Annotated in this window: 19 protein-coding genes; 3 read left to right on the top strand and 16 right to left on the bottom strand. The window is 59.1% G+C overall.

Annotated elements, in window-relative coordinates; genetic code table 11:
• Window positions 1–81 precede the first annotated feature (81 nt).
• The 11 genes from NH398_RS00170 to nrdR form a co-directional block, all read right to left on the bottom strand.
• Window positions 82–2,253, bottom strand: a complete 2,172-nt coding sequence (locus NH398_RS00170; RefSeq protein WP_253015675.1) for a PAS domain-containing methyl-accepting chemotaxis protein — start codon at window positions 2,251–2,253, stop codon at window positions 82–84.
• 219 nt (window positions 2,254–2,472) lie between these two features.
• Window positions 2,473–4,656, bottom strand: coding sequence for a PAS domain-containing methyl-accepting chemotaxis protein (locus NH398_RS00165; protein WP_253015673.1), 2,184 nt, complete (start codon window positions 4,654–4,656; stop codon window positions 2,473–2,475).
• 148 nt (window positions 4,657–4,804) lie between these two features.
• Window positions 4,805–7,279: an endopeptidase La gene (lon, locus tag NH398_RS00160; protein ID WP_253015671.1), complete on the bottom strand. Its 2,475-nt coding sequence runs from the start codon at window positions 7,277–7,279 to the stop codon at window positions 4,805–4,807.
• A gap of 129 nt (window positions 7,280–7,408) precedes the next feature.
• Complete coding sequence (locus NH398_RS00155; RefSeq protein ID WP_253015669.1) at window positions 7,409–8,665, bottom strand: DUF945 family protein; 1,257 nt, start codon at window positions 8,663–8,665, stop codon at window positions 7,409–7,411.
• Between the two features lie 53 nt (window positions 8,666–8,718).
• Window positions 8,719–9,192, bottom strand: coding sequence for a phosphatidylglycerophosphatase A (locus NH398_RS00150; RefSeq protein ID WP_159342712.1), 474 nt, complete (start codon window positions 9,190–9,192; stop codon window positions 8,719–8,721).
• The gene (gene thiL, locus NH398_RS00145; protein ID WP_253015667.1) at window positions 9,189–10,166 is read right to left on the bottom strand and encodes a thiamine-phosphate kinase; all 978 of its coding nucleotides are present in this window, start codon (window positions 10,164–10,166) and stop codon (window positions 9,189–9,191) included. Before thiL ends, NH398_RS00150 begins: the two co-directional genes overlap by 4 nt.
• A gap of 34 nt (window positions 10,167–10,200) precedes the next feature.
• Window positions 10,201–10,704, bottom strand: a complete 504-nt coding sequence (gene nusB / locus NH398_RS00140; RefSeq protein WP_159342714.1) for a transcription antitermination factor NusB — start codon at window positions 10,702–10,704, stop codon at window positions 10,201–10,203.
• Window positions 10,701–11,189 (bottom strand): 6,7-dimethyl-8-ribityllumazine synthase, encoded by a 489-nt coding sequence (gene ribE / locus NH398_RS00135; protein WP_139526976.1) that lies wholly within the window; start codon window positions 11,187–11,189, stop codon window positions 10,701–10,703. Before ribE ends, nusB begins: the two co-directional genes overlap by 4 nt.
• Before the next feature lie 4 nt (window positions 11,190–11,193).
• Window positions 11,194–12,360 (bottom strand): bifunctional 3,4-dihydroxy-2-butanone-4-phosphate synthase/GTP cyclohydrolase II, encoded by a 1,167-nt coding sequence (gene ribBA / locus NH398_RS00130; RefSeq protein ID WP_253015665.1) that lies wholly within the window; start codon window positions 12,358–12,360, stop codon window positions 11,194–11,196.
• Between the two features lie 72 nt (window positions 12,361–12,432).
• On the bottom strand, window positions 12,433–13,581 hold the full coding sequence (gene ribD, locus NH398_RS00125) for a bifunctional diaminohydroxyphosphoribosylaminopyrimidine deaminase/5-amino-6-(5-phosphoribosylamino)uracil reductase RibD (RefSeq protein ID WP_253016530.1): 1,149 nt from the start codon (window positions 13,579–13,581) through the stop codon (window positions 12,433–12,435).
• 17 nt (window positions 13,582–13,598) lie between these two features.
• Window positions 13,599–14,078, bottom strand: coding sequence for a transcriptional regulator NrdR (nrdR, locus tag NH398_RS00120; protein ID WP_253015663.1), 480 nt, complete (start codon window positions 14,076–14,078; stop codon window positions 13,599–13,601).
• Window positions 14,079–14,333: 255 nt separating this feature from the next.
• Here nrdR and NH398_RS00115 point away from each other — a divergent pair, with 255 nt between their 5' ends.
• Together NH398_RS00115 and dsbG are read left to right on the top strand one after the other, a co-directional pair.
• The gene (locus NH398_RS00115) at window positions 14,334–16,094 is read left to right on the top strand and encodes a sugar phosphorylase (protein WP_253015661.1); all 1,761 of its coding nucleotides are present in this window, start codon (window positions 14,334–14,336) and stop codon (window positions 16,092–16,094) included.
• Window positions 16,095–16,220: 126 nt separating this feature from the next.
• Complete coding sequence (gene dsbG / locus NH398_RS00110) at window positions 16,221–17,003, top strand: thiol:disulfide interchange protein DsbG (protein WP_253015659.1); 783 nt, start codon at window positions 16,221–16,223, stop codon at window positions 17,001–17,003.
• 187 nt (window positions 17,004–17,190) lie between these two features.
• Here the strand turns inward: dsbG and NH398_RS00105 are convergent, their stop codons facing one another.
• The 3 genes from NH398_RS00105 to NH398_RS00095 are packed head-to-tail and all read right to left on the bottom strand — an operon-like array spanning window position 17,191 to window position 18,982.
• A complete protein-coding gene (locus NH398_RS00105; RefSeq protein ID WP_253015657.1) occupies window positions 17,191–17,613 on the bottom strand; it encodes a DUF6691 family protein in 423 nt (140 codons plus the stop codon).
• Complete coding sequence (locus NH398_RS00100) at window positions 17,610–18,071, bottom strand: YeeE/YedE family protein (protein WP_253016528.1); 462 nt, start codon at window positions 18,069–18,071, stop codon at window positions 17,610–17,612. The genes NH398_RS00105 and NH398_RS00100 overlap by 4 nt, the downstream gene beginning before the upstream one ends.
• A gap of 44 nt (window positions 18,072–18,115) precedes the next feature.
• Complete coding sequence (locus NH398_RS00095; RefSeq protein ID WP_253015655.1) at window positions 18,116–18,982, bottom strand: MBL fold metallo-hydrolase; 867 nt, start codon at window positions 18,980–18,982, stop codon at window positions 18,116–18,118.
• Between the two features lie 202 nt (window positions 18,983–19,184).
• Here NH398_RS00095 and NH398_RS00090 point away from each other — a divergent pair, with 202 nt between their 5' ends.
• Complete coding sequence (locus NH398_RS00090) at window positions 19,185–20,786, top strand: methyl-accepting chemotaxis protein (RefSeq protein ID WP_290441353.1); 1,602 nt, start codon at window positions 19,185–19,187, stop codon at window positions 20,784–20,786.
• Between the two features lie 52 nt (window positions 20,787–20,838).
• On the opposite strand, the gene NH398_RS00085 is transcribed toward NH398_RS00090, so the two are convergent.
• Together NH398_RS00085 and NH398_RS00080 are read right to left on the bottom strand one after the other, a co-directional pair.
• Window positions 20,839–22,059: a glycosyl transferase gene (locus NH398_RS00085; RefSeq protein WP_159342722.1), complete on the bottom strand. Its 1,221-nt coding sequence runs from the start codon at window positions 22,057–22,059 to the stop codon at window positions 20,839–20,841.
• A gap of 18 nt (window positions 22,060–22,077) precedes the next feature.
• Entirely contained in the window at window positions 22,078–23,028 is a 951-nt protein-coding gene (locus tag NH398_RS00080; RefSeq protein WP_253015653.1) for an HAD-IIB family hydrolase, read from the bottom strand.
• Window positions 23,029–23,192: the final 164 nt, after the last annotated feature.

Genomic DNA, 23,192 nt, shown 5'->3' with positions numbered 1-23,192 from the left:
AGCGGCCTTAGATTGTGGCATGAGCGCACCGCAGAGACTAGATGTAGAGGGCAACCAAACGCGTGTGATGCCCATGGACGGTTAAAAGGTCTCCCATTCCTCTTCGGCGGGGGCGGTTTCAGGCCGGTTGAGCGCCGGACGGGATGGCGCTTCTGCCTGCGCCTCGTCTTGGCGCTGCGACGGCAGGCTGGAAGTAGGGGCATCACGCCGAGACAGTCGCATCCGCGCGGCTTCGCTGCTCTCCTCCTCTGCGCCTTCTAAACGGAAGGCGGCAATCACGTTCGCTAGATCGAGCGCTTCGTTGGTCAACCGCTGGGCGGCGCCGGAGATCGATTGTACTTTGCTCGCGTTCTGCTGGGTGACATGATCCATCTCAGAGACCGCCGTATTGATCTGGGCGATACCGCTGCTCTGCTCGTCCGAGGCGGTGCTGATCTCTTCCATGATATCGCTGACACGCATCACTTGGTTGACGACCTGGTCGATGGCCCGTTCGGCCTCTTTGACGGCATCCGCGCCACCGGCAATCTCTTGAGAGGAGGTATCGATCAACCGACGAATCTCACCCGCCGCATCGGCACTGCGCCCGGCCAAGTTGCGTACCTCGTTGGCGACCACGGCAAAGCCGCGCCCCTGCTCCCCTGCCCTGGCGGCTTCGACCGACGCGTTCAAGGCCAGAATATTGGTCTGGAAGGCGATGCCATCGATGACGGTGATGATGTCGTTCATTTTGTCGGCACTGGCCGCGATGCGCTCCATTCGCTCCACCAGCGCCTGCATGCGCTCCCCCGTTTCACGGCTGGTGGTGGCATTTTGCATGGCCAGTTGATTGGCCTGGCGTGCGTTCTCGGTGTTCTGCTGCACCGTGGCCGTCATTTGATCCATGCTGGACGCCGTTTGTTGCAGCGAAGAGGCCTGCTGCTCGGTGCGCGACGCCAACTCCTCGTTTTGCTGCTGGATATGCTCCGAGGCAGGCGTGACGATCTCCACTTTGTTACCGACTTCGGTAATCAAGCCAGAGAGACTGGCGCGCATGGTTTCCAGGGAAGCCAGCAGCTCCCCCAACTCATCGTCGCGTTTGAGAGTGACACGGTTGGCCAAATTGCCCGCCGCAATTTGAAACGTCACACGGCGCGCCTCGTTGAGAGAGCGGATCAGTGAACGCAGCACGGCCACGCTGAGCCCCACCATCATCAAAATACCGAACAGGAGAACGCCCAACTGGCCCCACAGTAACCACTGCTGCTGACGCTCGGCATTGGCCATGAGCGTTTGCGCTGCGCTACGCTCGTTATCGACCAGTAGATTGATGGTGGCGCTGATGCTATCGGAGGTCGGCTTCACGACATCATTGAACGCCTCGAACGCGGCGAACCCATTGCCATCGCGTATCGCGGTGAACGCCGTATCAGCGCCGCTCAAGAACGTCGCCAAATGCGCCGTTAGCCCCTGCTGAACGCCGCTGGCTTCCGTGCGCTGGGCAGTGAACGCTTGCCATGTTTGGTTGATGTCCCTCTGGAGTGCACTCAACTGCTCTTCGAGCAGATCCAGGTCGGCCCGGCGCGGATTGCGCACGGCGGGTTCTAGCGCCTGCAAAAGCTGCCCGGTGCCCTGCTCGATTTGTTGGAGGTCGGCGACGCCTTCGAGGCCCGTTTGATTCAGCGTGCGTAACCGGTCAGCGGAGCTGGTGATCCCGTAGACGCCTGCCGCCCCTGCGACGGCCAGCAGCGCAATGGCGACAATGACCATTCCCATCAGCTTGGCCTGCATACTGCTGAAACTAAAGCGCTGCACCCAACCACGCACGCCGGTGCGTCGTAATGCACCATAATGGAGCTTGAACCGTCGGCTTCGCCCCTGTTGCATGGCGCTATACGCCTTGGCGGCACGAGCGATGGCTTTTTGTCCGGCTTTACGACGAATTGCCGTGTAACCTGCCACTCGGTTGCCGTCGAGCAGCGGCGCTACCGTGGTATGCACCCAATACGTATCGCCATTCTTACAGCGGTTTTTGACGACCCCTTGCCACGTTCTACCTTTTTCGATGGTGGCCCACATATTGCTGAAGACCAACGCGGGCATGTCTGGATCACGAAAGATGCTGTGGGGTTCGCCCATCAGCGCCGTCTGTGAGTAACCACTGACATCGATGAATGTCTGGTTGACGTAAGTGATCTTTCCCTGCCGGTCAGAGCGTGAAATCAACACCTGATCGTCTGACAATTCGAATGCTGCCTGGCTGGATATGCTCATCAAGAACCCCACCTGTTATTTTTGAGAAAGGCCTGTTTTGCCTATGACCCAGCGACGTCCTTTTTACCAAGCCGTGACCTGACGTCGAGCCGCTTTCCGACCAACGCCTCACACCAAAAGATGCAGCAAAAAATATGCCACCCGGCGGGTGGCATATTCAAATGATCGATCATGCGATACATCAATGGTGATTAAACGCAGCGCTGCGCCTCACCTCATTCAAAACGCATCCCAATCCTCGTTCTCATTGTGAGCCGGCGTATGCCCGCGCTGGCGAGCGCTCGATTCTTGCGTCGGCGCGTCACTCGGCAGGGCTGCTACGTTCTGCTTGACGGCTTTCTGAGCCCGCGCCAGCTTTTCACGGGCCGTGCTGGTGCTCTCGGCCTGAGCGCCTTCGAGGCGGAAGGCATCGACGACGTTGGCAAGCTCGAAGGCTTCCAGCGCCAGGTTGTCTGCCGAGGCCGCGATCGACTGCACTTTGGTGGCGTTTTGCTGGGTCACCCCATCCATTTCGGCAATGGCGGCATTGATCTGGCCAATTCCGCTGCTCTGCTCGCTCGACGCAGTACTAATCGAGGCCATGAGGTCGCTCACGCGGCTCACCTGCTCCACCACGTTTTCGATCGCGCGCTCGGCTTGCTCGACAGCGCTTCGACCGCCGCTCACCTCTTGGGTGGTGCTATCGATCATTTTGCGAATTTCTTGGGCGGCGTCGGCACTGCGGCTTGCCAACGTGCGTACCTCGCTGGCGACCACGGCAAAGCCTCGCCCATGCTCGCCCGCCCGGGCTGCTTCGACCGACGCATTGAGCGCCAGAATGTTGGTTTGGAAAGCAATGCTGTCGATGACACCGATCATCTCGGTCATCTTCTCCGCGCTTTTGGCAATGCGCTGCATGCGCTCGACGAGCTGCTCCATCTGCTGGCGGGTATCCCGCGTGCTGGCGGCATTTTGCTGAGCCAATTCCGTGGCTTGGCGGGCATTGTCGTTGTTTTGCTGAACGGTCGACGTCATCTCCTCCATGCTCGACGCCGTTTGCTGCAACGAAGACGCCTGCTGCTCCGTCCGCGAGGCAAGCTCCTCGTTCTCGGCGGCAATTTGCTGAATCGCAGGAGTTACCACGGAAACACGGTTCTCCACGTCGCCGACGATGCTCGAAAGACTGAAGCGCATCGTATCCAGGGAGTAGAGCAGCTCTCCCAACTCGTCATTGCTCTGGCGGCGCTCTCGAGCCGCCAAATTACCGGCGGCGATTTGAAACGTCATGTAGCGCGCGCCCGCCAGACTGCGAAACACCGATTTCAAAATGAATACGCTGAGCGCCACTAGGACGCAGATACCAATGAGTAGGAGTACCGACTGAGCAAGAAACATCTGTTGGCGGCCTTGACGCGCATCGTCCATCAAATCGGCGGCGCCCGCTCGCTCCTCATCCACTAGCTGACTGTTGAGCTCGCGGATACTGGCCGTGGCGGGCAGCACCTCGCTATTGAGCGCCTCGAACGCTGCGAAGCCGTTGGCTTGGTCGATCGCATCGACGGCCCCCGTCACGCCAGCGCGCCAAGCAGCGAAGGCCTCATCGAACCCCTGAAGCACCGTTTGCGACGCGCTACTGGTTTGGCGATACGTCTCCCACAGTGTTTGGGCACTTTGCGTGTTGGCCGCTAATTGCGTCGAGACGGCCTCCATATCCACACGACGCGGATTTCTGACCGCAGGTTCCAACTCCTCCACGGCCAACCCAATGTGGCGCTCGATGAGCTGCAGGTCGGCAACGGACTCTAGTCCGGCGCGATTGAGCGTTTCCAGGCGCTCGCCGGAAACGTTCAAACCGTACAGACCCAGTCCGCCCGACAGCCCTAACAGCACAACCGCCGCGATGACCATTCCCGTCAGCTTGGCTTTGAGGCTAGTAAATTGAAAGCGCGCCACAATGCCGCCCAAACCGCGACGCTTCAACGCCCCTTGGTGTAGCGCATAGCGGCGTGACTTGCCTTTTTCACGTATGTCGGCATAAACCTGTTCGGCCAGCGCGATACGCTTGGCCGACGCTTTACGGCGCAGCGAGGTATAGCCCACGATGCGGTCGCCATCTCGCAAGGGAGCAACCGTGGCGTTGACCCAATAGTAATCACCATTTTTGCGTCGATTCTTGACTGTCCCCTGCCAAGTACCGCCCGCTTGAATGGTTTTCCAAAAATCGGCGTACGCCGCTTCGGGCATATCGGGGTGGCGGATCAAATTGTGCGGTGCGCCCAGCAGCTCATCCCGCGAGTAGCCGCTGACCTCCACGAAGGCAGCGTTGGCATAGGTCACGTTACCTTTCAAATCAGAACGTGAAATGAGTACGGTCTCTTCATCGAGCACGTATTCACGTTGAGTAACGGGCTGGTTATTGCGCATAGAAGCTCCCTGACGCTTTATTTTTAATAATTGATTTTGCACCATTATCACGAATTTCCGGGGAACTTAACCAGTAAACAGATGTAAAAAAGCGCCGCTCTCTTCAGAGCGGCGCTGGGGTGAACGAAAAGGCTTAGGGCGTCACACGCTATTTGAAGACCACGTTCGCCACGTCTTTATAGCGATTGGCGAAATGAACGGTCATGCCCTCTTTGAGGTAGTCGGGCAGCTCCTCGTAATCTCGACGGTTGGCCTCGGGGAGAATCACCTCGAAGATCTCGCTGCGCCGCGCAGCGATGACTTTCTCACGAATGCCTCCCACCGGCAGAACTTGCCCTGTCAGGGTCAGCTCACCGGTCATGGCCAGCGGACGATCGATGGCTTGGTGCTTCGCCAGCGATAGCAGCGCCGTCGTCATGGTCACACCGGCAGAGGGGCCATCTTTGGGCGTAGCCCCTTCAGGCACGTGCAGGTGAACGAACGCGGAGTCGAAGAAGTCGGCATCCGCGCCATACTCGGCCAAATGGCCAAGGGTATAGCTATAGGCGATGTTGGCAGACTCCTTCATGACATCGCCCAGCTTGCCGGTCAGCTTGAAACCGCGATCCAACGAATGCACTTTTCCGGCTTCGATGGGGAGCGTGGCGCCACCCATGGAGGTCCAGGCCAGCCCGGTCACCACCCCTTCACCTTTGAGCACTTTCTCTTTACGGAAGAGCGGCGCACCGAGAAACTCTTCGAGGTTTTTCACCGAAATCTTGACGGTATCAACCTCCTCTTCGAGCAATTTCACCGCCGCTTTGCGTACGATACGGTGGAGCTGTTTTTCCAGTTGGCGAACACCGGCCTCGCGGGCATACCCATCGATGACCTGCTTTAACGCCGCGTCGCTGAGATTGATACGCTTCTTCGGCAGATTGTCGCGTTTGAGCAGCTTCGGCCAGAGGTGATGCTTGGCGATTTGCAGCTTCTCTTCAGCGATATAGCCTGAGAGACGAATCTGCTCCATGCGGTCCAAGAGCGGGCCGGGAATGCTATCCAGTGTGTTGGCGGTACATACGAAGAGCACCTTGGAGAGATCCATGCGCACGTCGAGGTAGTGATCCAGAAAATCGACGTTCTGCTCAGGATCGAGGACTTCGAGCAGTGCCGACGCAGGGTCGCCCTGGAAGGATTGCCCCAGCTTGTCGATCTCATCGAGCATGATGACCGGGTTCTCGACCTCCACCTCTTTGAAGGCCTGGACCAGCTTACCGGGCATTGCCCCCACGTAGGTGCGACGATGGCCTTTGATCTCGGCCTCGTCTCGCATGCCCCCCACGGAAAAGCGGTAGAACTCACGGCCCAGCGCCTCGGCGATGGAGCGCCCAATAGAGGTTTTACCCACCCCTGGCGGGCCTACCAACAGCACGATGGAACCGCCTACATCGCCTTTGAAGGTACCTTCGGCCAGAAACTCGATGATGCGCTCTTTGACATCCTTCAAACCGTCGTGGTCGCGGTCGAGGACTTGCCGGGCATGGGCAAGATCCAACTTATCCTGGCTGGTGACGCCCCAAGGCAGCGAGGTCAGCCAGTCGAGGTAGTTACGCGTAGTGCCGTATTCCGGGGAGCCGGTTTCCAACACGCTGAGCTTGTTCAACTCGTCATCGATGCGCGCCTTAACCCGCTCGGGCACCACCAGCGATTCCAGGCGGTTTCTAAACGTATCGACGTCGTTTTCACGATCGTCTTTGGAGATACCCAGTTCGCGCTGAATGACCTTGAGCTGTTCGCGTAGGAAAAACTCCCGCTGACGCTCCTGCATCTGCGCGTTGACCTGCTCGCTGATTTCGCTCTGGAGTTGGGCGACATCGATCTCTTTACGCAGCAGCGGCAGCACTTTGTGCATGCGCTCAGCAACAGGCAGCGTGGCCAGCACGTCCTGCAGCTCCGGGCCTTTGGCCGACGTGATGGCCGCCGCGAAATCGGTCAGTGGGCCGGGCTGATGCGGACTGAAACGGTTCAGGTAGTGCTTCAGCTCTTCCCCATACAGCGGGTTGATCGGCAGCAGTTCTTTGATGCCGTTGATGATCGCCATGGCATAGGCACGGGTCTCTTCGTCTTCGGCATTGACCGGCTCTTTGGGGTAGGTCACTTCGACCAAATACGGCGGCTCTTTGGAGAGCCAGCGCTGAATTTTGAAGCGCTGAAGCCCCTGAGCGATGAACTGAATCTGCTGATCTTCGCTCTTGAGTTTATGAACCTTGACCGCTGTACCGATCTCGGGAAAGCCCTCATGGTCCAGCGATTCGACGCCCTGCTCGCCCACGAAGGCCACGCCAATCGTGTGGTGCGGCGTATTGCCAACGCGACGCATGGTCTCTTCCCAGCGTTCGCGGTTGATCACCAGCGGCTGCACCTGGGCAGGGAAAAAGGGGCGATTATGGATCGGTAGGAGATAAATGCGCTCGGGCAGCATGTCGCTGGCGGGTACTAACGAGCTTACCCGTTCGCCGTCCGAACGGTAGTCATCGCTGTGCGCACTCTCTGCGTGAGCATCCTGTTCCTGGGAATCTGGAGACTCAGCATCGGTGAGCCAGTCGTGGTGTTCGTGATCGCGGTCGTAATCCTGGTCGCTCATGCGCCCTCCCATCAACAGTGACCCGCGGCTTTCGCCGCTTAGCATGCTTCAAGGAATGTGGGCACAGAGTGAAAACTTCAACCCTAAAGACGATTTACCTAGCCGCCCACTGACCTCTATCTAGAGCACTCACGGCTGCCATAGCGGCGGCATCGGCCGCCCGTTGACACGCCATACCCCTCGAATCACATCGAACTGTAGCTCGCGAGTGCCCAACGGTAGGCCGAGCCAGAGTGCCGCCACGGTTGGGGCGTCGTGCCAAATGAAGTCCCCATCGATGCGCTCGATCCAGCGTGCGCGTTCGACCGGTTTGTCCAGCGCGGTAATGCTCAGATCTTCGAGGCGCCGCGCATCGAAGAATAGCGCGCCCTCTGCGTCCACTTGCAACCCCAACAGCGGGCTATCCAAAGCAATGGTGGTGACATCGAGCCGTGGTGAATCGCTCAAGACTTGGCGCAGATCAGGCTCCAAACGCGCCAACAGGCCCTCCGCCATGGGCAAGCTCGCGTCGCCCCAGGCAGCCTCTTGGCGCAAACGACGAATCGTTTGCCGAACGGCGTCGCCATTCAAACGCGACAGCTCTGCCTCGATACGACCGCTGAGAAGCGGGGTGTCGGGCGCTTCACTGGGCACGCGCACCTCGCCTACGATCAGCTCGCCTTTCAGGCGTAGCTCGCTCTCGTCCAGCTCCATATGGCTATGGAGATCCAGGGGAGCGACGTGAATGTCGTAAGCCGGATAATGCAGCGCCAGCTGCTCGATATGCAGGTGATCCCGCTGGGCAAAATGGTAGGCATCGTCGATGTAGGTGTAGCGACTTTCCAAAGTGGCGGGGCCAAGCGTGAGCTGCGACAGGCCGTCGGTCAGCGTGAGTTGATCCAGCAGCCCGCGTAAGCGCCAGTCACCAAACACTCCCTCCAGACGAACCCGTGCGCCACGTACGTCCAGCTCGCGTCCATTTTGCTGAATGACGAAGGGGGCCAGTGCTAAGCGAAGTTCGGTATGACCGCTCAAGGTCTGATAGCGGCCCTGCCAGCGCGGCACGGAGGGCGCGGAGACCTCCCCCACCGCTTTTTGCAGCACGCTATCCAAACGCGGCAGCAGCGTGCCTTCGACATCGGTGCTCAATACTCCGTGTCGGGCTCGGTAGGAGAGTTCCAAACGCCAGGGACGGCCCAACAGTGGCGAGAGAATGAGCCGCCCCCGGGACGTGAGCCACCCTTGGCGGCTCTCCACTCGGCTGACTCGCCATTCGCCTCGGGCCTCTAAGTCCTCCAGCGCCTGACGAAGGCTGCGCTCGAAAAGTACGCTGGATAGCAGTTGCGCGACCATCCACACGACGGCTATTGTCGCGAGAATAGGCACGATCAAACGTTCCTTGCGCATGCTATCTCCTTGAACGGTCTCTCAACGAGACCCGACTCCATGCCACCGATCGCTCAATGTAGCCAAAACCATAGGTGCATGGTGCTCCAGGCGTAAATCCCTGCCATGACATCATCGATCATGATGCCAAATCCGCCCGCGACTCGGCGGTCGGCCCAGCGAATGGGCCAAGGTTTGAAAACATCGAAAATGCGGAACACCACGAATCCCCATAGCGCCGCTTCCCAGGAGAATGGCACGGCTGCCATGGTAATCCAATAGCCAACGAACTCATCCCACACGATCCCCGAGTGGTCATGCACGCCCAGGTCGTGGGAGGTCTTGTCACATAGCCAAACCCCGACGACAAACGCGGCCAACACGATTCCCAGGTACCAGCCCAGGCTTAAGTCGGCCATCATCCAGTAAAAGGGAATGGCGGCCAGCGTGCCGAAGGTACCCGGAGCCCACGGCACCGTGCCGCTACCCAGGCCAAACGCAAAAAAGTGAGTGGGGCGCCGCCAAACGCTCGCCGGTGCACGATTCATCGGGCACCCCCACGGAAGTGCTGCCAGCCCATCGCCCCTTCGGCAGGCACCCCCGTCACGCCGAGCGCTTGCGTGCAATAGCCGATCACGCTTAGCGCAAGGCCACTCTCGGCAAGCTGCGCGGCAGCCTCTTCGACCCGGTCAGGCGGCAGCGTCACCAGAAGTTCGTAATCATCTCCGCCGGAGAGCGCTGCAGTCAGCGCCTGCTCATGACCGAGTGTCTCGACCAGCCCCTCGACCAGCGGCAGCGCGTCGGGGATGAGGTCGACTCCCACGCCGGATGCGGCACGCAAATGAGCCAAATCCGCCAGCAGACCGTCGGAAACATCCATGGCCGCCGACGCCAACCCGCGAAGCACGATGCCCGCGCCAAGCCTCGGCTGCGGCAAAAGATAGCGCTGAAGCAACGGGTGCCCGAGGTCTCGCTCACCCTGTTGCCACAGCGCTAGCCCGCCTGCACCGCCACCTAGAGCGCCGGTCACTGCGACGACATCGCCTGGCCGTGCACCTGACCGAGTCATCGCTAACCCCGTCGGCACCTCGCCCATGACCGTCACCCCGATACTCAGCTCGCCAGAAGTCACATCGCCGCCCACCAGCGCTGTGTCGTGCTGCTGACAAAGCGTATGAAAGCCACTGGCATAGCGAGATAGCCACCGCTCAGCAGCGGCATCATCGTTGAATGCCCGCTGGTCGAGAGTCAGCGCCATGAGACACCAGCGCGGAACTGCGCCCATGGCCGCCAAATCGCTCAGCGCAACTGCCAACGCACGATGCCCCACCGCATGGGCAGGGGCATCGTGGGGGAAGTGGACGTTCACCACTGACGTATCCACGCTAACAGCCAGCTGCTGGCCAGACTGGGGAATCAATAACGTGGCGTCATCGCCGCATCCTAGGGCAACGCCATCTGTCGCTTGCGCCTCCTGCGGCGACATGAAGTAACGTCGAATCAGATCGAATTCGGCAAGCACAAAGGCCCCTTAAACGCTTGATCAGCCCTGCCGCTTACAGGCGGCGGGCGCTGACTTCGGCACTTCGTAAGCGGTTCGCCAGCTTATCGAGAATGCCATTCACGTATTTATGGCCGTCGGTGGCGCCAAATGATTTTGCCAGCTCAACGCCTTCGTTAATCACCACGCGGTAAGGCACTTCCATCCGCCGGGAAAGCTCGTACGCCCCCAGGCGAAGAATGGCCAGTTCTACCGCATCCAAATCTTCCAGACGACGATCCAGCAATGGGGCAATTTCACGGTCCAGCTCGGCTTTGAAGCGGACCGTGTTGTGCAGCAGCTCATGGAACAGCGCTTTGTCCGCGATCTCCATGACCTTCACCCAGTTCTCATGATCTTCGAGATCGTCGTCGGCCACCTGGCTGCGAAATTCCGCCTCGATGGTGGTAATGGACTTACCGGTCATCTGCCACTGGTAAAGCCCTTGTACCGCTAATTCCCTTGCGGCGTGACGCCCCTGCTGTGCGGCTGAGGGCTTGCGCTCACGACGCTCACTCATTGGGAATCTCCGACCGGCAGCGCGCGCAGCAGTGAGACCATTTCCATCGCCGCCATGGCAGCTTCGGTGCCTTTGTTGCCGGCTTTGGTGCCTGCACGCTCGATGGCCTGCTCGATGGACTCAACGGTCAGTACGCCGTTGGCAACTGGCGTATCGAACTCCAACTGGAGATGATTGATGGCCGTGTTACAGCCACCGGCCACGTACTCGAAGTGCGGCGTGCCGCCACGAATGACCGCGCCAAGGGCGATCACTGCATCGGGCTTCATCACGTTGAGCACTCGCTTGACGGCCAGGGGCAATTCCCAGGCGCCAGGAACGTGAACGATATGGATATTCTCCATGTCCACACCGTGACGCGTCAGGCTGTCGACAGCGCCTTCTACCAAGCTATCCACAACGTGGTGATTAAAGCGGCCCACCACGATGACGTAGCGCCCATCGACGTCTACAAAAGTGCCTTCGATTTGCGAAAGGGATTGCATCAATTTATACCTGCTGAAAAGTTGGCTCGTCGGCCGTGTCATTCGGACCCAAGCGCTCGACGACTTCCAGGTCGAACCCAGAGAGCGCGGAGAACTTCCACGGTGAGCTGAGTAACCGCATCTTACCCACGCCAAGATGGCGCAGAATCTGCGAACCCGTACCAATCGTTAAATAATTGCCAGAGCCATCGGAATCGCTGGTGCGCGGCTGACGCACGCGATCCAGATAGATATCTAGCTGGTCTTTCAAATCTTGATTCGGCCGTCCGTCGTCGATCAAAACGAACACGCCTGCAGACGCTTGGGCAATTTGATCAATGGCACGATGCGCGTCCCAACGGCACTGCTCGCCTTTCATCAACCCCATTACATCGCGCAGCGTATCGGCCAAATGTACGCGAACGGTGGTCGCCTGCTCGGGCGTTGGCTGCCCCTTCACGAGGGCCAGATGGTGAGCGCCCTGGATACGATCACGGAAGACGTGAAGCGCCAGTTCGCCATGCACGGTGGAGACCTGGGTCGTTTCGACGTGATCCACCGTCTGCTCATTCACGATACGATAGTGGATCAAATCGGCAATGGTGCCCATCTTGATACCGTGCGCCTTGGCAAAGGCCTCCAGCTCCGGGCGGCGGGCCATACTGCCATCATCGTTCATGATCTCGCAAATGACGCCGCTGGGGTCCAAACCCGCCAGCGCTGCCAGATCGCAGGCGGCTTCGGTATGCCCTGCGCGGCGCAGTACGCCGCCTGGCTCGGCCATCAGCGGGAAAATGTGGCCCGGCTGAACGATATCCGAGGGCTTGGCATTCGGAGCAACGGCGGCCTGCACCGTCCGAGCACGATCGGCAGCGGAAATACCGGTGGTGACCCCTTCCGTCGCCTCGATGGAGAGCGTGAACTTGGTACCAAAACCGGAGCCATTGTCCCGCACCATCAGCGGCAGGTTGAGCTGCTCGCAGCGCTCGCGGGTCATCGGCATACAAATTAGACCGCAGGCATACCGCGCCATGAAGTTGATATGCTCAGGCTTCACCATTTCGGCGGCCATGATGATATCACCTTCGTTCTCGCGATCCTCATCGTCCATGAGAATCACCATTTTGCCCTGGCGAATGTCATCTACCAGCTCAGCGATGGGGGATAAACCCTCTGAAGAGGAGTGCGCCATGGAATCTCCAAAAAATAGGCTCGCATCGTATGCGAATTCGGGCGTCAGGGTACCTTGCAATGACGGCTTGCGCTAGTCAGCCTGCGGGGTGGCAATGATCCACCAGTCGCTCCCAACGGTTCGCGATGCCGTCACCGTCAAACGTTTCTGATCGGCCATCTGGGTAATCCCCGGCAGAGCAAATAGCGGCCTGGCCTCGCCGCCCAACAGCGTGGGCGCGACAAAAAGCTGCAGCTCATCGATCAAATCCGCCTCTAGCAGTGCGCCCGCCAGCGTGGCACCCGTTTCCACCAACAGTTCGTTAACCTGCTCATTATCCGCTAGCCAGCGCAGCATGTCAGCCAGCGCAATACGCCCGTTTTCGGCAGGTACTACCTGAATCTCGGCCCCGGCTTCTGCCAGTTTACGCCGTTTCTCTTCGCTGTGTTGATCCGTCGTGATGATGAGCGTGCGCCCCGGCTCGCGCAGGCAGGCAGCCGCTAGTGGAAGACGAAGGCGCGAATCGAGGATCACCCGTAGCGGTTGGCGCTGGACGATGTCATCGGCGTTGTCCAGCGCTAACTGGTCGGCCCTTAGGGTGAGGCGGGAGTCATCCATGATCAGAGACTCTACGCCGCTCAGTATGGCGCTTGACCGGGCACGCAGACGCTGCACCTGCGTGCGCGCCTGGGGCCCGGTGATCCACTGCGACTCACCTGACCCCATCGCGGTACGACCATCCAGACTCATGGCCATTTTCAACCGCACGTAGGGGCGGCCGCGCTCCATCCGGGAGATGAACCCTGGGTTGAGCGCCTTGGCGTCGGTCTCGAGCAGCCCCACCTGCACCTGGATGCCCGCCGCCTCTAAATGGGCGATGCCACCCCCACTAACCCGAGGGTTCGGGTCCTGCATCGCCACGACGACACGGGCAACACCGGCATCGGCCAGTGCCACGGCGCAGGGGCCGGTCCGTCCGGTATGAGAGCAGGGCTCGAGCGTGACATAGGCGGTAGCGCCTCGAGCCTCGCTGCCCGCTGCCTGCAGCGCATGGATTTCTGCGTGGGGTTCTCCGGCACGCACATGGTACCCCTCCCCCACGATATGGCCCTCTTCGCTGTCCGCGAAGGACACGATCACGCACCCCACTCTCGGATTGGGGTCGGTGGTATACACCCCCCGCTTGGCCAATTGAATCGCGCGGGCCATATAGCGATGGTCGGCGGTGGAGAACTCACCCATCATGATGCTCCGTTCGATTAACCCTGTCCGGCCGACTCATCGGAGGGCTCCTGGGAGAGCCGATCGATTTCAGCGCGGAATTCGTCGAGATCCTGAAACTTGCGGTATACCGAGGCAAAGCGAATGTAGGCAACTTGATCGAGACTACGAAGCGCTTTCATCACGGCCTCACCGATCTCGCGGGCGTTCACTTCACGGTCGCCGCGGGCGCGCAGCGTTTGCCGTATACGCTCGACCGAGGCCTCGATGGCTTCGGCGCTGACCGGACGCTTTTCCAGCGCGCGCAGCATGCCGTCGCGTAACTTCGCTTCATTGAAGCTTTCACGAGAGCCGTCGGATTTCACCACCCGCGGCATAATCAGCTCGGCGGTTTCGTAAGTCGTAAAGCGTTCATGGCAGTTGGCGCACTGGCGACGACGGCGCACCTGGTCACCCTCTGCCACCAGCCTGGAATCTGTCACTCTCGTATCGTTTGCACCACAAAAAGGGCAATGCATGGCAGTCAACCTATTATCAGTACACACTAGAACCAGTGCGTGCAGCGTGTCAGCCTGGGCGAACGAGCAGCGTCAAGGCGTCGGCCCTAGCGCGCTTCGCCATTTTATAAACTGTTTTATCGCCAACGGGTCGGCGGCAGCGGCAGCCACGACCTGATGGCATAGCGGTGTTATACGACGCGTATCTCACCGTATTGTAACGATTTGGCACACAAGCTGCAGCGTTTGTCGAAGTTGATTGATAGGACGCCCGCTATGACCGCTTTCGAACAGACCGTTCACCGCTACCTCACCCATCTATATGGCCCGCGCGCCGGGGAGGTTCAGCGGCGAATAGGACAGCACCTTGCGCATTTTCGCGCGATGTCGACGACCGCCCCAACGACGAGCGAGACGCCTCATGATGCACCAACATGGAGCGAACAAGATCAGTGGGTCATCTGTTACGGCGACTCCATTGTGGAGGAGGGAACGCCGCCGTTAGCGGTGCTGGATACCTTTCTGCAGCGCTACCTGGGGGATGCCATCAGCGGGGTCCACGTGCTGCCCTTTTTCCCCTGGAGCAGTGACGATGGTTTTTCGGTGATTCACTACCGCGAGGTCAATAGCGAGCTGGGCGAGTGGGCGCATATTCAAAACTTGGCCAGCCACTATGATTTGATGGCCGATTTAGTGCTCAATCATGTCTCGCGGGAGTCGCTCTGGTTCGTCGATTACCTGACCGGCAGCCTGCCCGGTCGCGACTACTTTATTGAAGTCGATCCGGATACCGATGTTTCCCAGGTCACCCGACCACGCAGTAGCCCACTCCTAGTGCCGATCTCTACGCGCCGGGGGACGCGCCACGTGTGGGCGACTTTCTCGGAAGACCAAATAGATCTCAACTTCGAAAACCCGGATGTGTTGCTCGAGTTCGTGGGTATTTTGCTGTTCTACCTACAGCAAGGAGTGCGCATTATTCGCTTGGACGCGGTGGCATTTTTGTGGAAGCGCCTGGGCACCTCCTGCATTCACCTGCCCGAAACCCATACGGTGGTGCGCTTACTTCGCGCCATCGTGGATGAAATAGCCCCCGGTACGCTGCTGATCACCGAAACCAACGTGCCCCATGCCGAAAACATCAGCTACTTTGGCTTGGAGCGATTAGCGGAAGGCGCGCCCGATGAAGCCCACATGGTGTACCAGTTCGCCCTGCCCCCGCTGCTACTGCACACCTTGACTCGCGGCGAAGCGACGACGCTGCAAACGTGGCTGAACAGCCTGCCAGTACTACCGAAGCAGTGCACCTACCTAAATTTCACCGCCAGCCACGACGGTATCGGCGTACGACCGCTAGAAGGCCTGCTGCCCGACCATGAGCGCGACGCGCTGCTGGAGCTGATGCACCGCTTTGGTGGGTTTGTCAGTATGCGCAGCAACCCTGACGGTAGCGACACGCCCTACGAGATCAACATTACCTGGTTTGAGGCCATGCGCGGCACCCGCCGCGGGCCAGACCCGTGGCAAATTGCGCGCTTTCTATGTAGCCAAGCGATCATGCTCAGCCTGCAAGGAATACCCGCGCTCTATATCCATACGCTTACCGGCACGCTGAACGATGTCGAAGGCGTGGAACGCAGCGGCCGCTTACGCTCGATCAACCGTCGTCGCTGGCAGCTCGATGAGCTAGCTCTGCTATTAGAGAGCCCTTCCACCCCGACCCACGACGTGTTCCACGCCCTGCATCGGCTGCTAACACGGCGCCGTCAAGAGCCCTGCTTTCACCCCAACGCACCGCAGCGCGTGATAGAAACGCCCCCTGAACTGCTGGCGATCGAGCGCGGCCCGCTCGCTAGCGGCCGGCGCTTGCTCGCCCTGTACAACGTCACCGATGGCAAGGTTGATCTCGCCCACGCAGGCGATGCTCTGAACCAAGCGCTCACTCAGCACCACTGGCAGCCGCTAGACACGCTGACCGCTCACCACGAGGAAACACTGCCGCCCTATGCCGTCCGCTGGCTGGTAGCCGATGCGTAAGACTTGCGACAAAACGCCTCAGCCGTGCACGAACGTCGTTCTGACCTCGTCATCACCTGCGATACTGGTAGTCGATCACCTGACGGGGCATAGTGCCCCGTTTCGTTTTGCAAAAAGGATGATGCAATGTCATGCGTTTCGTTAAAGCGTTTCTGTCGTTTCAGCCTACTGGCCGCCGTAACCTGTGTCACCGTCACCAGCCACGCCGATGAGCTACCCGCCCCCGTGCAGGCGCTCGCCAACCAAGGATTGACGGTTCATGGCGAATTTGAAGCGCCGGGTGGAATGCGCGGCTTTGGGGCCAGCGTACAAGGCCAGGATATGGCGATTTATCTCACACCTGATGGAGAACACGCGATCATTGGTACGCTGGTCGACAGCGGAGGCAGCGACCTGACTGAGGCTCAGCTCGATGAGCACGTACGTGCGCCACTGGAAGCCGATACCTGGGCACTGCTCGAAGAGAGCCATTGGATTCAAGATGGCGACCCAGACGCCCCACGCGTCATCTATACCTTCACCGACGCCAACTGCCCTTACTGCCGTCAGCTGTGGCAACAAACGCGCCCCTGGGTAGAGGCGGGTGAGGTCCAGTTTCGCCATATCATGGTCGGTATTCTCGCCCCCAATAGCCCTGCGTTAGCCGCTACGCTACTCGGTGCAGACGACCCTTCCGCCGCCTTGCACCGCCACAGTGAAGGCGATGAGTTCGCCCCCAGCGCGCAGCCACGGGATATCGAAGAGCAGGTCTACGCCAACAATCAACTTTTTGAAGAGCTGGGTCTCTATGCCACGCCCACCAGCGCTTTCCAGCGTGAGACGGAAGGCGGCACGGTGCGTATCGACCGTATCCAAGGCTTACCCAGCCAAGAGCGCCTTATCGAGATGATGGGTAGCGAAGCACCTTAATGCTCGATCAGCTCTTAGCGTTCAACGAAAGGGCGGCCTCATAGCCGCCCTTTCGTGTTATTTGCTACTCCTGAGGCATCAGCGCCTTGTTCGATTCGTGGCATGCCGACACCCCTGCACTGACTTTAGTCGCTGAATGACGATGCTCCACTGAGCCCGGCCGAGTGCTATCCGCAACGCTGATCAACTATCGGGAGAGTCGCTGAGCGATCCACCAACCCACTACCATCGCCGCCAGTAGCGCCAGCAGTGGCAACGTTAGCCCACCAATAGAGGCAATCGCAGGCCCAGGGCAGTAACCTGAGAGGCCCCACCCCACTCCAAACAGCGCCGCGCCGCCTAACAGTTTGGCATCTAGCTCTTGCTTGGTCGGCAGTTGGAATTGGGTGCTAAAAAGGGGCGTACCGCGGGCAAAGACTAACCGATAGCCCACAAAGGTGGTGCCCACTGCGGCCCCGAGTACAAATATCAGCGTTGGGTCCCAGGCACCGGCAATATCCAAAAAGCCGAGTACCCGCGCAGGGTCGGTCATCCCAGAAATCGCGAGTCCCAAACCAAACAACAGGCCAGCGAGGTATCCCGCTGCGGTTTTGACGGCCGGTGTGCTCATACCCCACCTCCGATGACATGCCGTACCACATAGACCGTCGCGATGGCCGCGACCAGGAAGGTTCCAGTAGCCGCCATAGACCGGGGCGCTAACCGCGCCAAGCCACACACACCATGGCCGCTGGTGCAGCCACTGCCAAGCCCCGTGCCTACCCCCACCAGCAGGCCTGCTAACAACATAAGTGGCACGCCGCCTGCAGGTTCACCAATCACCGCACCGGGCACGCCTGCCACGTTACCCAGCCCACCCCCAACGGCCATGACCAGCAGTGGGCCACTAATTAGCCCCGCTAAAAACGCCACCCGCCAAGCACTGTCTCCTTTAGGCCGCTGAGTAATTAAGCCGCCAATAATGCCGCTAATACCGGCAATACGCCCTAGCGCGCCCATCAGCCACACCGCTGAAAGCCCAATCAGCACGCCACCTACCAGCCCTTGCAGGCTTGCTATCCAACGGATCGTTTCACTCATTACTGTGTATCTCGCCTCATAGTGCTCAAACATCAAAACCGATTGAGCGGTACTTTTAAGTAAACCTGGCCGTCATCTTCGGCAGGCGGTAGCTCACCAGCCCGCATATTGACCTGCACAGAAGGAATAATCAGGCGTGGCATGCCTAACGTGGCATCTCGCTCGGTGCGCATCTTGACGAACTCTTCCTCACTAATGCCGTCGTGCACATGGACATTGGCCTGGCGCTGTTCGGCAACGGTGGTTTCATGCTGATAGGCGTCTCGCCCCGGCGCTTTGTAGTCGTGGCATAAGAACAGCCGCGTTTGCTCGGGTAGTGCCAGTACTTTCTGAATGGAGTGGTAAAGCGTGCGGGCGTCGCCGCCTGGGAAATCACAGCGCGCCGTGCCGTAGTCCGGCATGAATAAGGTATCACCCACAAAGGCGGCATCGCCCACCACATAGGTCAAGCAGGCTGGCATATGACCCGGCGTATGCAGCACCCGCCCTTCAAGCCCTCCGATGTTGAAGGTGTCGCCTTCTTTAAAGAGCGCATCGAACTGGCTGCCGTCCCGCGCAAACTCAGTGCCTGCATTGAAGGCTTTACCAAAAATTTCCTGCACGTCGACGATGTGGGCGCCAATGCCGGTGCTGCCGCCCAGCTTGGTATGTAGGTACGGTGCGGCGGATAGATGATCCGCGTGGACATGGGTCTCTAGTATCCACTCCACTTTCAGCCCTTTGCCGCACACATACGCAATGATCTGCTCCGCCGAGCGAACGTCGGTGCGACCGGCGGCGTAATCGAAGTCGAGTACCGAGTCGATGATGGCGCATGCATCGCTGTTGGGGTCTTCCACCACATAGCTGAACGTATTGGTCGGTTCGTCGAAAAAGTGGGTGACGATGGGTCGTTGCATCAAGGGCCTCCCATTGATAGCTGACGGGCATTAAGTCCGTGCACTGAGCATAGCGCAATTTTAAGTTATATATATATATATCTTTTTAGAATTACAGATAAGTCTCTATCGTCAACTTTTTCTTAATTCGACTAAGGTATGAGCAATGTTGGCCGATAACAGTAAGGGCTTACTTACTGATTGGATTTTTCACAGGGACACCATGAACCGTTTGACAACGACACAGAAACTTTGGAGCACCCTCGGCATCATCTGGGTGGCGATGCTACTCCTCGTGGGCTGGCTGGCGTGGGAGAACCGCCAAACCATCGAAAGTGAACGTCGCGATAGCATTCAGCATATTGTGAGCAGCATCCATGGACAGTTGGAAGCGCTACAGGCGCGCGCCGAGAGCGGCGAATTGACGGAAGACGAAGCGCAGCAGCGAGCCATCGATAACATTGCCAGCGTGCGCTTTGGCGAAGGCGAGTATGTGTTTGCCTTCGATAACGACTTGGCGATCGTGTCGCACCCTAATCGCCCACGAGGCGAGGATATGAGCGCTTATCAAGATGCCAGCGGCATGCGACTGTACGCTGCCTTCTTGGACGTTGCCCAAGCCGGTGGCGGTCATGTGGACTATTACTCGCGCCGCATCAGCGGGGATGACCAAGTGCCTAAGGTGAGCTATGTCGCGCACCTGCCAGAGTGGGGTTGGTCATTGGCCGCCGGCGTCTATGTCGACGACATCAATGCCGCCTTCATTACCGGCCTGATTCGCTCAGCGATCATTTTATTAGTGATTGGCGTGCCGGTGACGCTGCTAATGGGCTGGGTCATTCGTGACGTTGCCCGTCGTCTAGGCGGCGACCCGCGCTATGCAGCCACGGTGGTACGCCATATTGCCGATGGTGACCTTACCCAAGCCGCCACGCTCTCCGCCAAGGATCAGCACAGCTTGCTGTATGACATTAATCGCATGCGCGAGACGTTGGCAGGCACCATCAGCGACATTCACCACGGTGCCGATCAGGTGAATCATGGCGTGGAGCAGATCGTCGGTGTCAACGAAGAGCTCTCCACCCGAACTGAAGAGCAGGCGGCCTCCTTGGCAGAAACCGCCTCCAGCATGGAGCAATTAACGGCCACGGTGAAACAGAACGCCGACCACGCTGACCATGCCCGCACCCTGGCCACCAAAACCGCTGAAAGCGCCCAACGCGGTAGCGACGCTATGGCGTCAGTGATTCACACAATGGAGAACATCAACAACAGCGCGACGCAAATGAGCAGCATCGTGAATACCATTGATGCCATCGCTTTTCAGACCAATATTCTGGCGCTGAACGCCTCGGTGGAAGCGGCCCGCGCAGGCGAGCAAGGCCGTGGTTTTGCCGTCGTCGCCAATGAAGTGCGCCAGCTGGCCAGCCGCTCGGCGTCCGCCGCCCAAGAGATCAAAGGATTGATCGAAAACGCGGATGCGCAGGTGGTCGAAGGCAGCCGCCAAGTCAAAAACACGGGTGAGATGATTACCGGTGTGGTCGCCGATATTCAGCAGCTCAGTACGCTGGTACAGGAAATCTCGGCAGCTACCATCGAGCAGAGCAGCGGTATCGAGCAGGTCAATCAGGCCGTGACGCAGATGGATCAAATGACCCAGCAAAACGCGGGACTGGTACAGCAGAGTAACCACGCGACCCAGCAGCTAGCGCAGCTAAGCACCCAGCTTCGCCACTTGGTGACTAACTTCAAGTTGAACAAAGAAATCCACCAGCCTGTCATTGCCGCGCCCGCAGCCCAACCCTCTTCCTTCAGCGACTTCTAATAGTCATAGCCCCCGCCCAACCAGGCGGGGGCTTGCTCACCTTATTTCCCAGCTACACCTTGCCCTGGTTATCCAACTCTACTGCTTCGTGCATTCGCGCCAGTATATCGGGTACGGCGGCCTGTACCCGGTTCCAGCTAGGAATGAACGGCCGTTCGCGGGGGTTATCCAAGAACAGATTGCCTGCTTCCAGCAGATTGCTGGCAAACAGCTCCACCGCCTGCTCTTCACAGTGGCGATCCAAACTCAGGCCATTCATGGTGGCGTCGTGGTCGTAGGCTTCGATCAAATCGAGTGCTAGACGGTAGTACGTCGCTTTTAGCGTGCGGAAATCTTCACTGCTGAAGCTCACGCCTTGGGTGGCTAGTTTGCGGTACAGCGCTTTGGCGATATCCAGACTCATGCGATTCAGGCCGCCGTTGGCATCATCCTCGCTAACGGGCTGGTGTTTGTGGTCGTAGGCATCGGCAATATCGACCTGACACAGCTGGCGGTGGGAGTAGTTACGCTGCAGTTCAGACAACACCCCGATCTCCAGGCCCCAGTCGGCGGGGATACGAATGCCTTCCAGCACATCGCTGCGCATCGCAAACTCACCAGAGAGCGGATAACGGAAGCTATCTAAATAGTCCAAATAGGGTAGCGGCCCGCACACGGTTTTGAGCGCTCTCAGCAGCGGCGTCACCATCAGCCGAGACACCCGGCCGTTGAGCTTTCCTTCGGCAATGCGGGGGTAATAGCCTTTGCAGAAACTGTAATTGAACCGTGGGTGAGCCACGGGATACATGAGCCGCGCCAGCAGGCTACGGTCATAGGTCAGAATATCGCAGTCATGCAGGCCAACCACCGACGAGCGGCCAGAGGCCAGCACGTATCCTGCGCAATACCACACGTTGCGCCCTTTGCCGGGCTCTAAGGCCCCTAAACCGTGGCTTTCCAGCTCGGCGTCTAGCTCACGCAGGCGTGGACCGTCGTTCCATAGAATGCGGGTGTGCTGGGGAAGACGAGAGAAGAATTCGCGGGCATATAGGAATTGCTCGCGGTCTGCCCGGTCCAGGCCGATCACAATCTCATTGAGATAAGGCACTTTCACCAGCTCATCGACAATGGCCGAAAGCGCTGGGCCTTCCAACTCGGAAAATAGCGACGGGAGTATCAACCCCATCGGACGACGCTTGGCAAACTGGCCTAGCTCCTGCTCTAGCGCCTCCACCGGACGGCGAGTGAGGTTGTGGAAATCGGTAATGACGCCATTCTGATGAAAATCACTCATACGCTGATCCCTCGTTGATTAGGCCGTAACGGACGCTTGGGTAGGTGCCGCCGCTAATCGGCGGTCGTCTCGCCCCCACCAGTGGGCCACCCCCTCGGCCCAGCCTGTTGGCCCGGTTTCCTGAGTGCGATATAGCGCTGTATTCGTCGGCGTGACGGTCAAGTCGTGGCACCCTTTGATCACGACGGCCTGATCGACGGCATCGAGCATGGATATATCGTTCGGGCCGTCACCTAGTCCTAATGAGAGCGGCTCACGGCCACGCAACGCGGTAAATCGCTTGATGAGCCAGTCAACGGCACTGCCTTTATCAGAGGCTTTGCCCATCACATGCCAAAAGCGTCCGCCTTGGGTGAGCATCAAGCCATCGCCTTCCAGCGCTAACCGGAAATTGGCCAGCGCAACCTCGTCGTCTTCCCAGATAAGCGGCTCGCTGCCTTCACGCTGCCGGGCCGCTTTGGCGCGGGCTTCATCTAAACCGGTGAGCGACATCACAGCCGCCATATCCAGTTCGCTCATCCGGGTAAAGCGCACACCCAAACGCTTGCGCCAGACGTTCAGCCGTGCACGGATAAACCCCACGTCCACACCGGTGTGTTTCACGACCACGCCGTCCAGCCCGCTGCCAGGGCGATCTAACCGGGCGTGACACCAGCCCGGGGGCAGGCCGATCACGGCACCGTTTTCCGCCACGAACGGCGTCGCCGTCAGGCCTAGCGCTTCACGCAGGGAGATCAGTTCGGCACGGGTTTTACTGGTGACTGGGATCACGGGCACGCCCAGCTGTTTTAGGCGAGCCAACCAAGGCGCGGCAGGAGAGAAGTCGTAACTGTGGTGATCGAGCAGCGACCCATCTAAGTCGGTGACCACCAAGCGCGGCTGAAGGGCCGGGTCGGGGCTTCCTGGCGGCTGCTGGGTAAGGCTCGCCCCCTCAGAGTGGGCGACTGTCGTGTGGGTGTGTTCGGTCATGACACCACCTTATTGCGTTCTTGAAAGCCGTTACGCGGACGTCGTTCTTAGATAAGCAATAAAGCAGAATGCATGCCAATAGCATTTAGACAATAAAAATCAAACGCTTGAAAAAAATCACGGTGCCATAACGACGGCAAGCACCAAAACAGGGCACCTAAAGT

Source organism: Halomonas sp. CnH100-B, assembly GCF_024124605.1.
In the GTDB taxonomy this organism is placed as follows: Bacteria; Pseudomonadota; Gammaproteobacteria; order Pseudomonadales; family Halomonadaceae; genus Vreelandella.
This window is presented reverse-complemented; position numbering and strand designations above follow the sequence as displayed.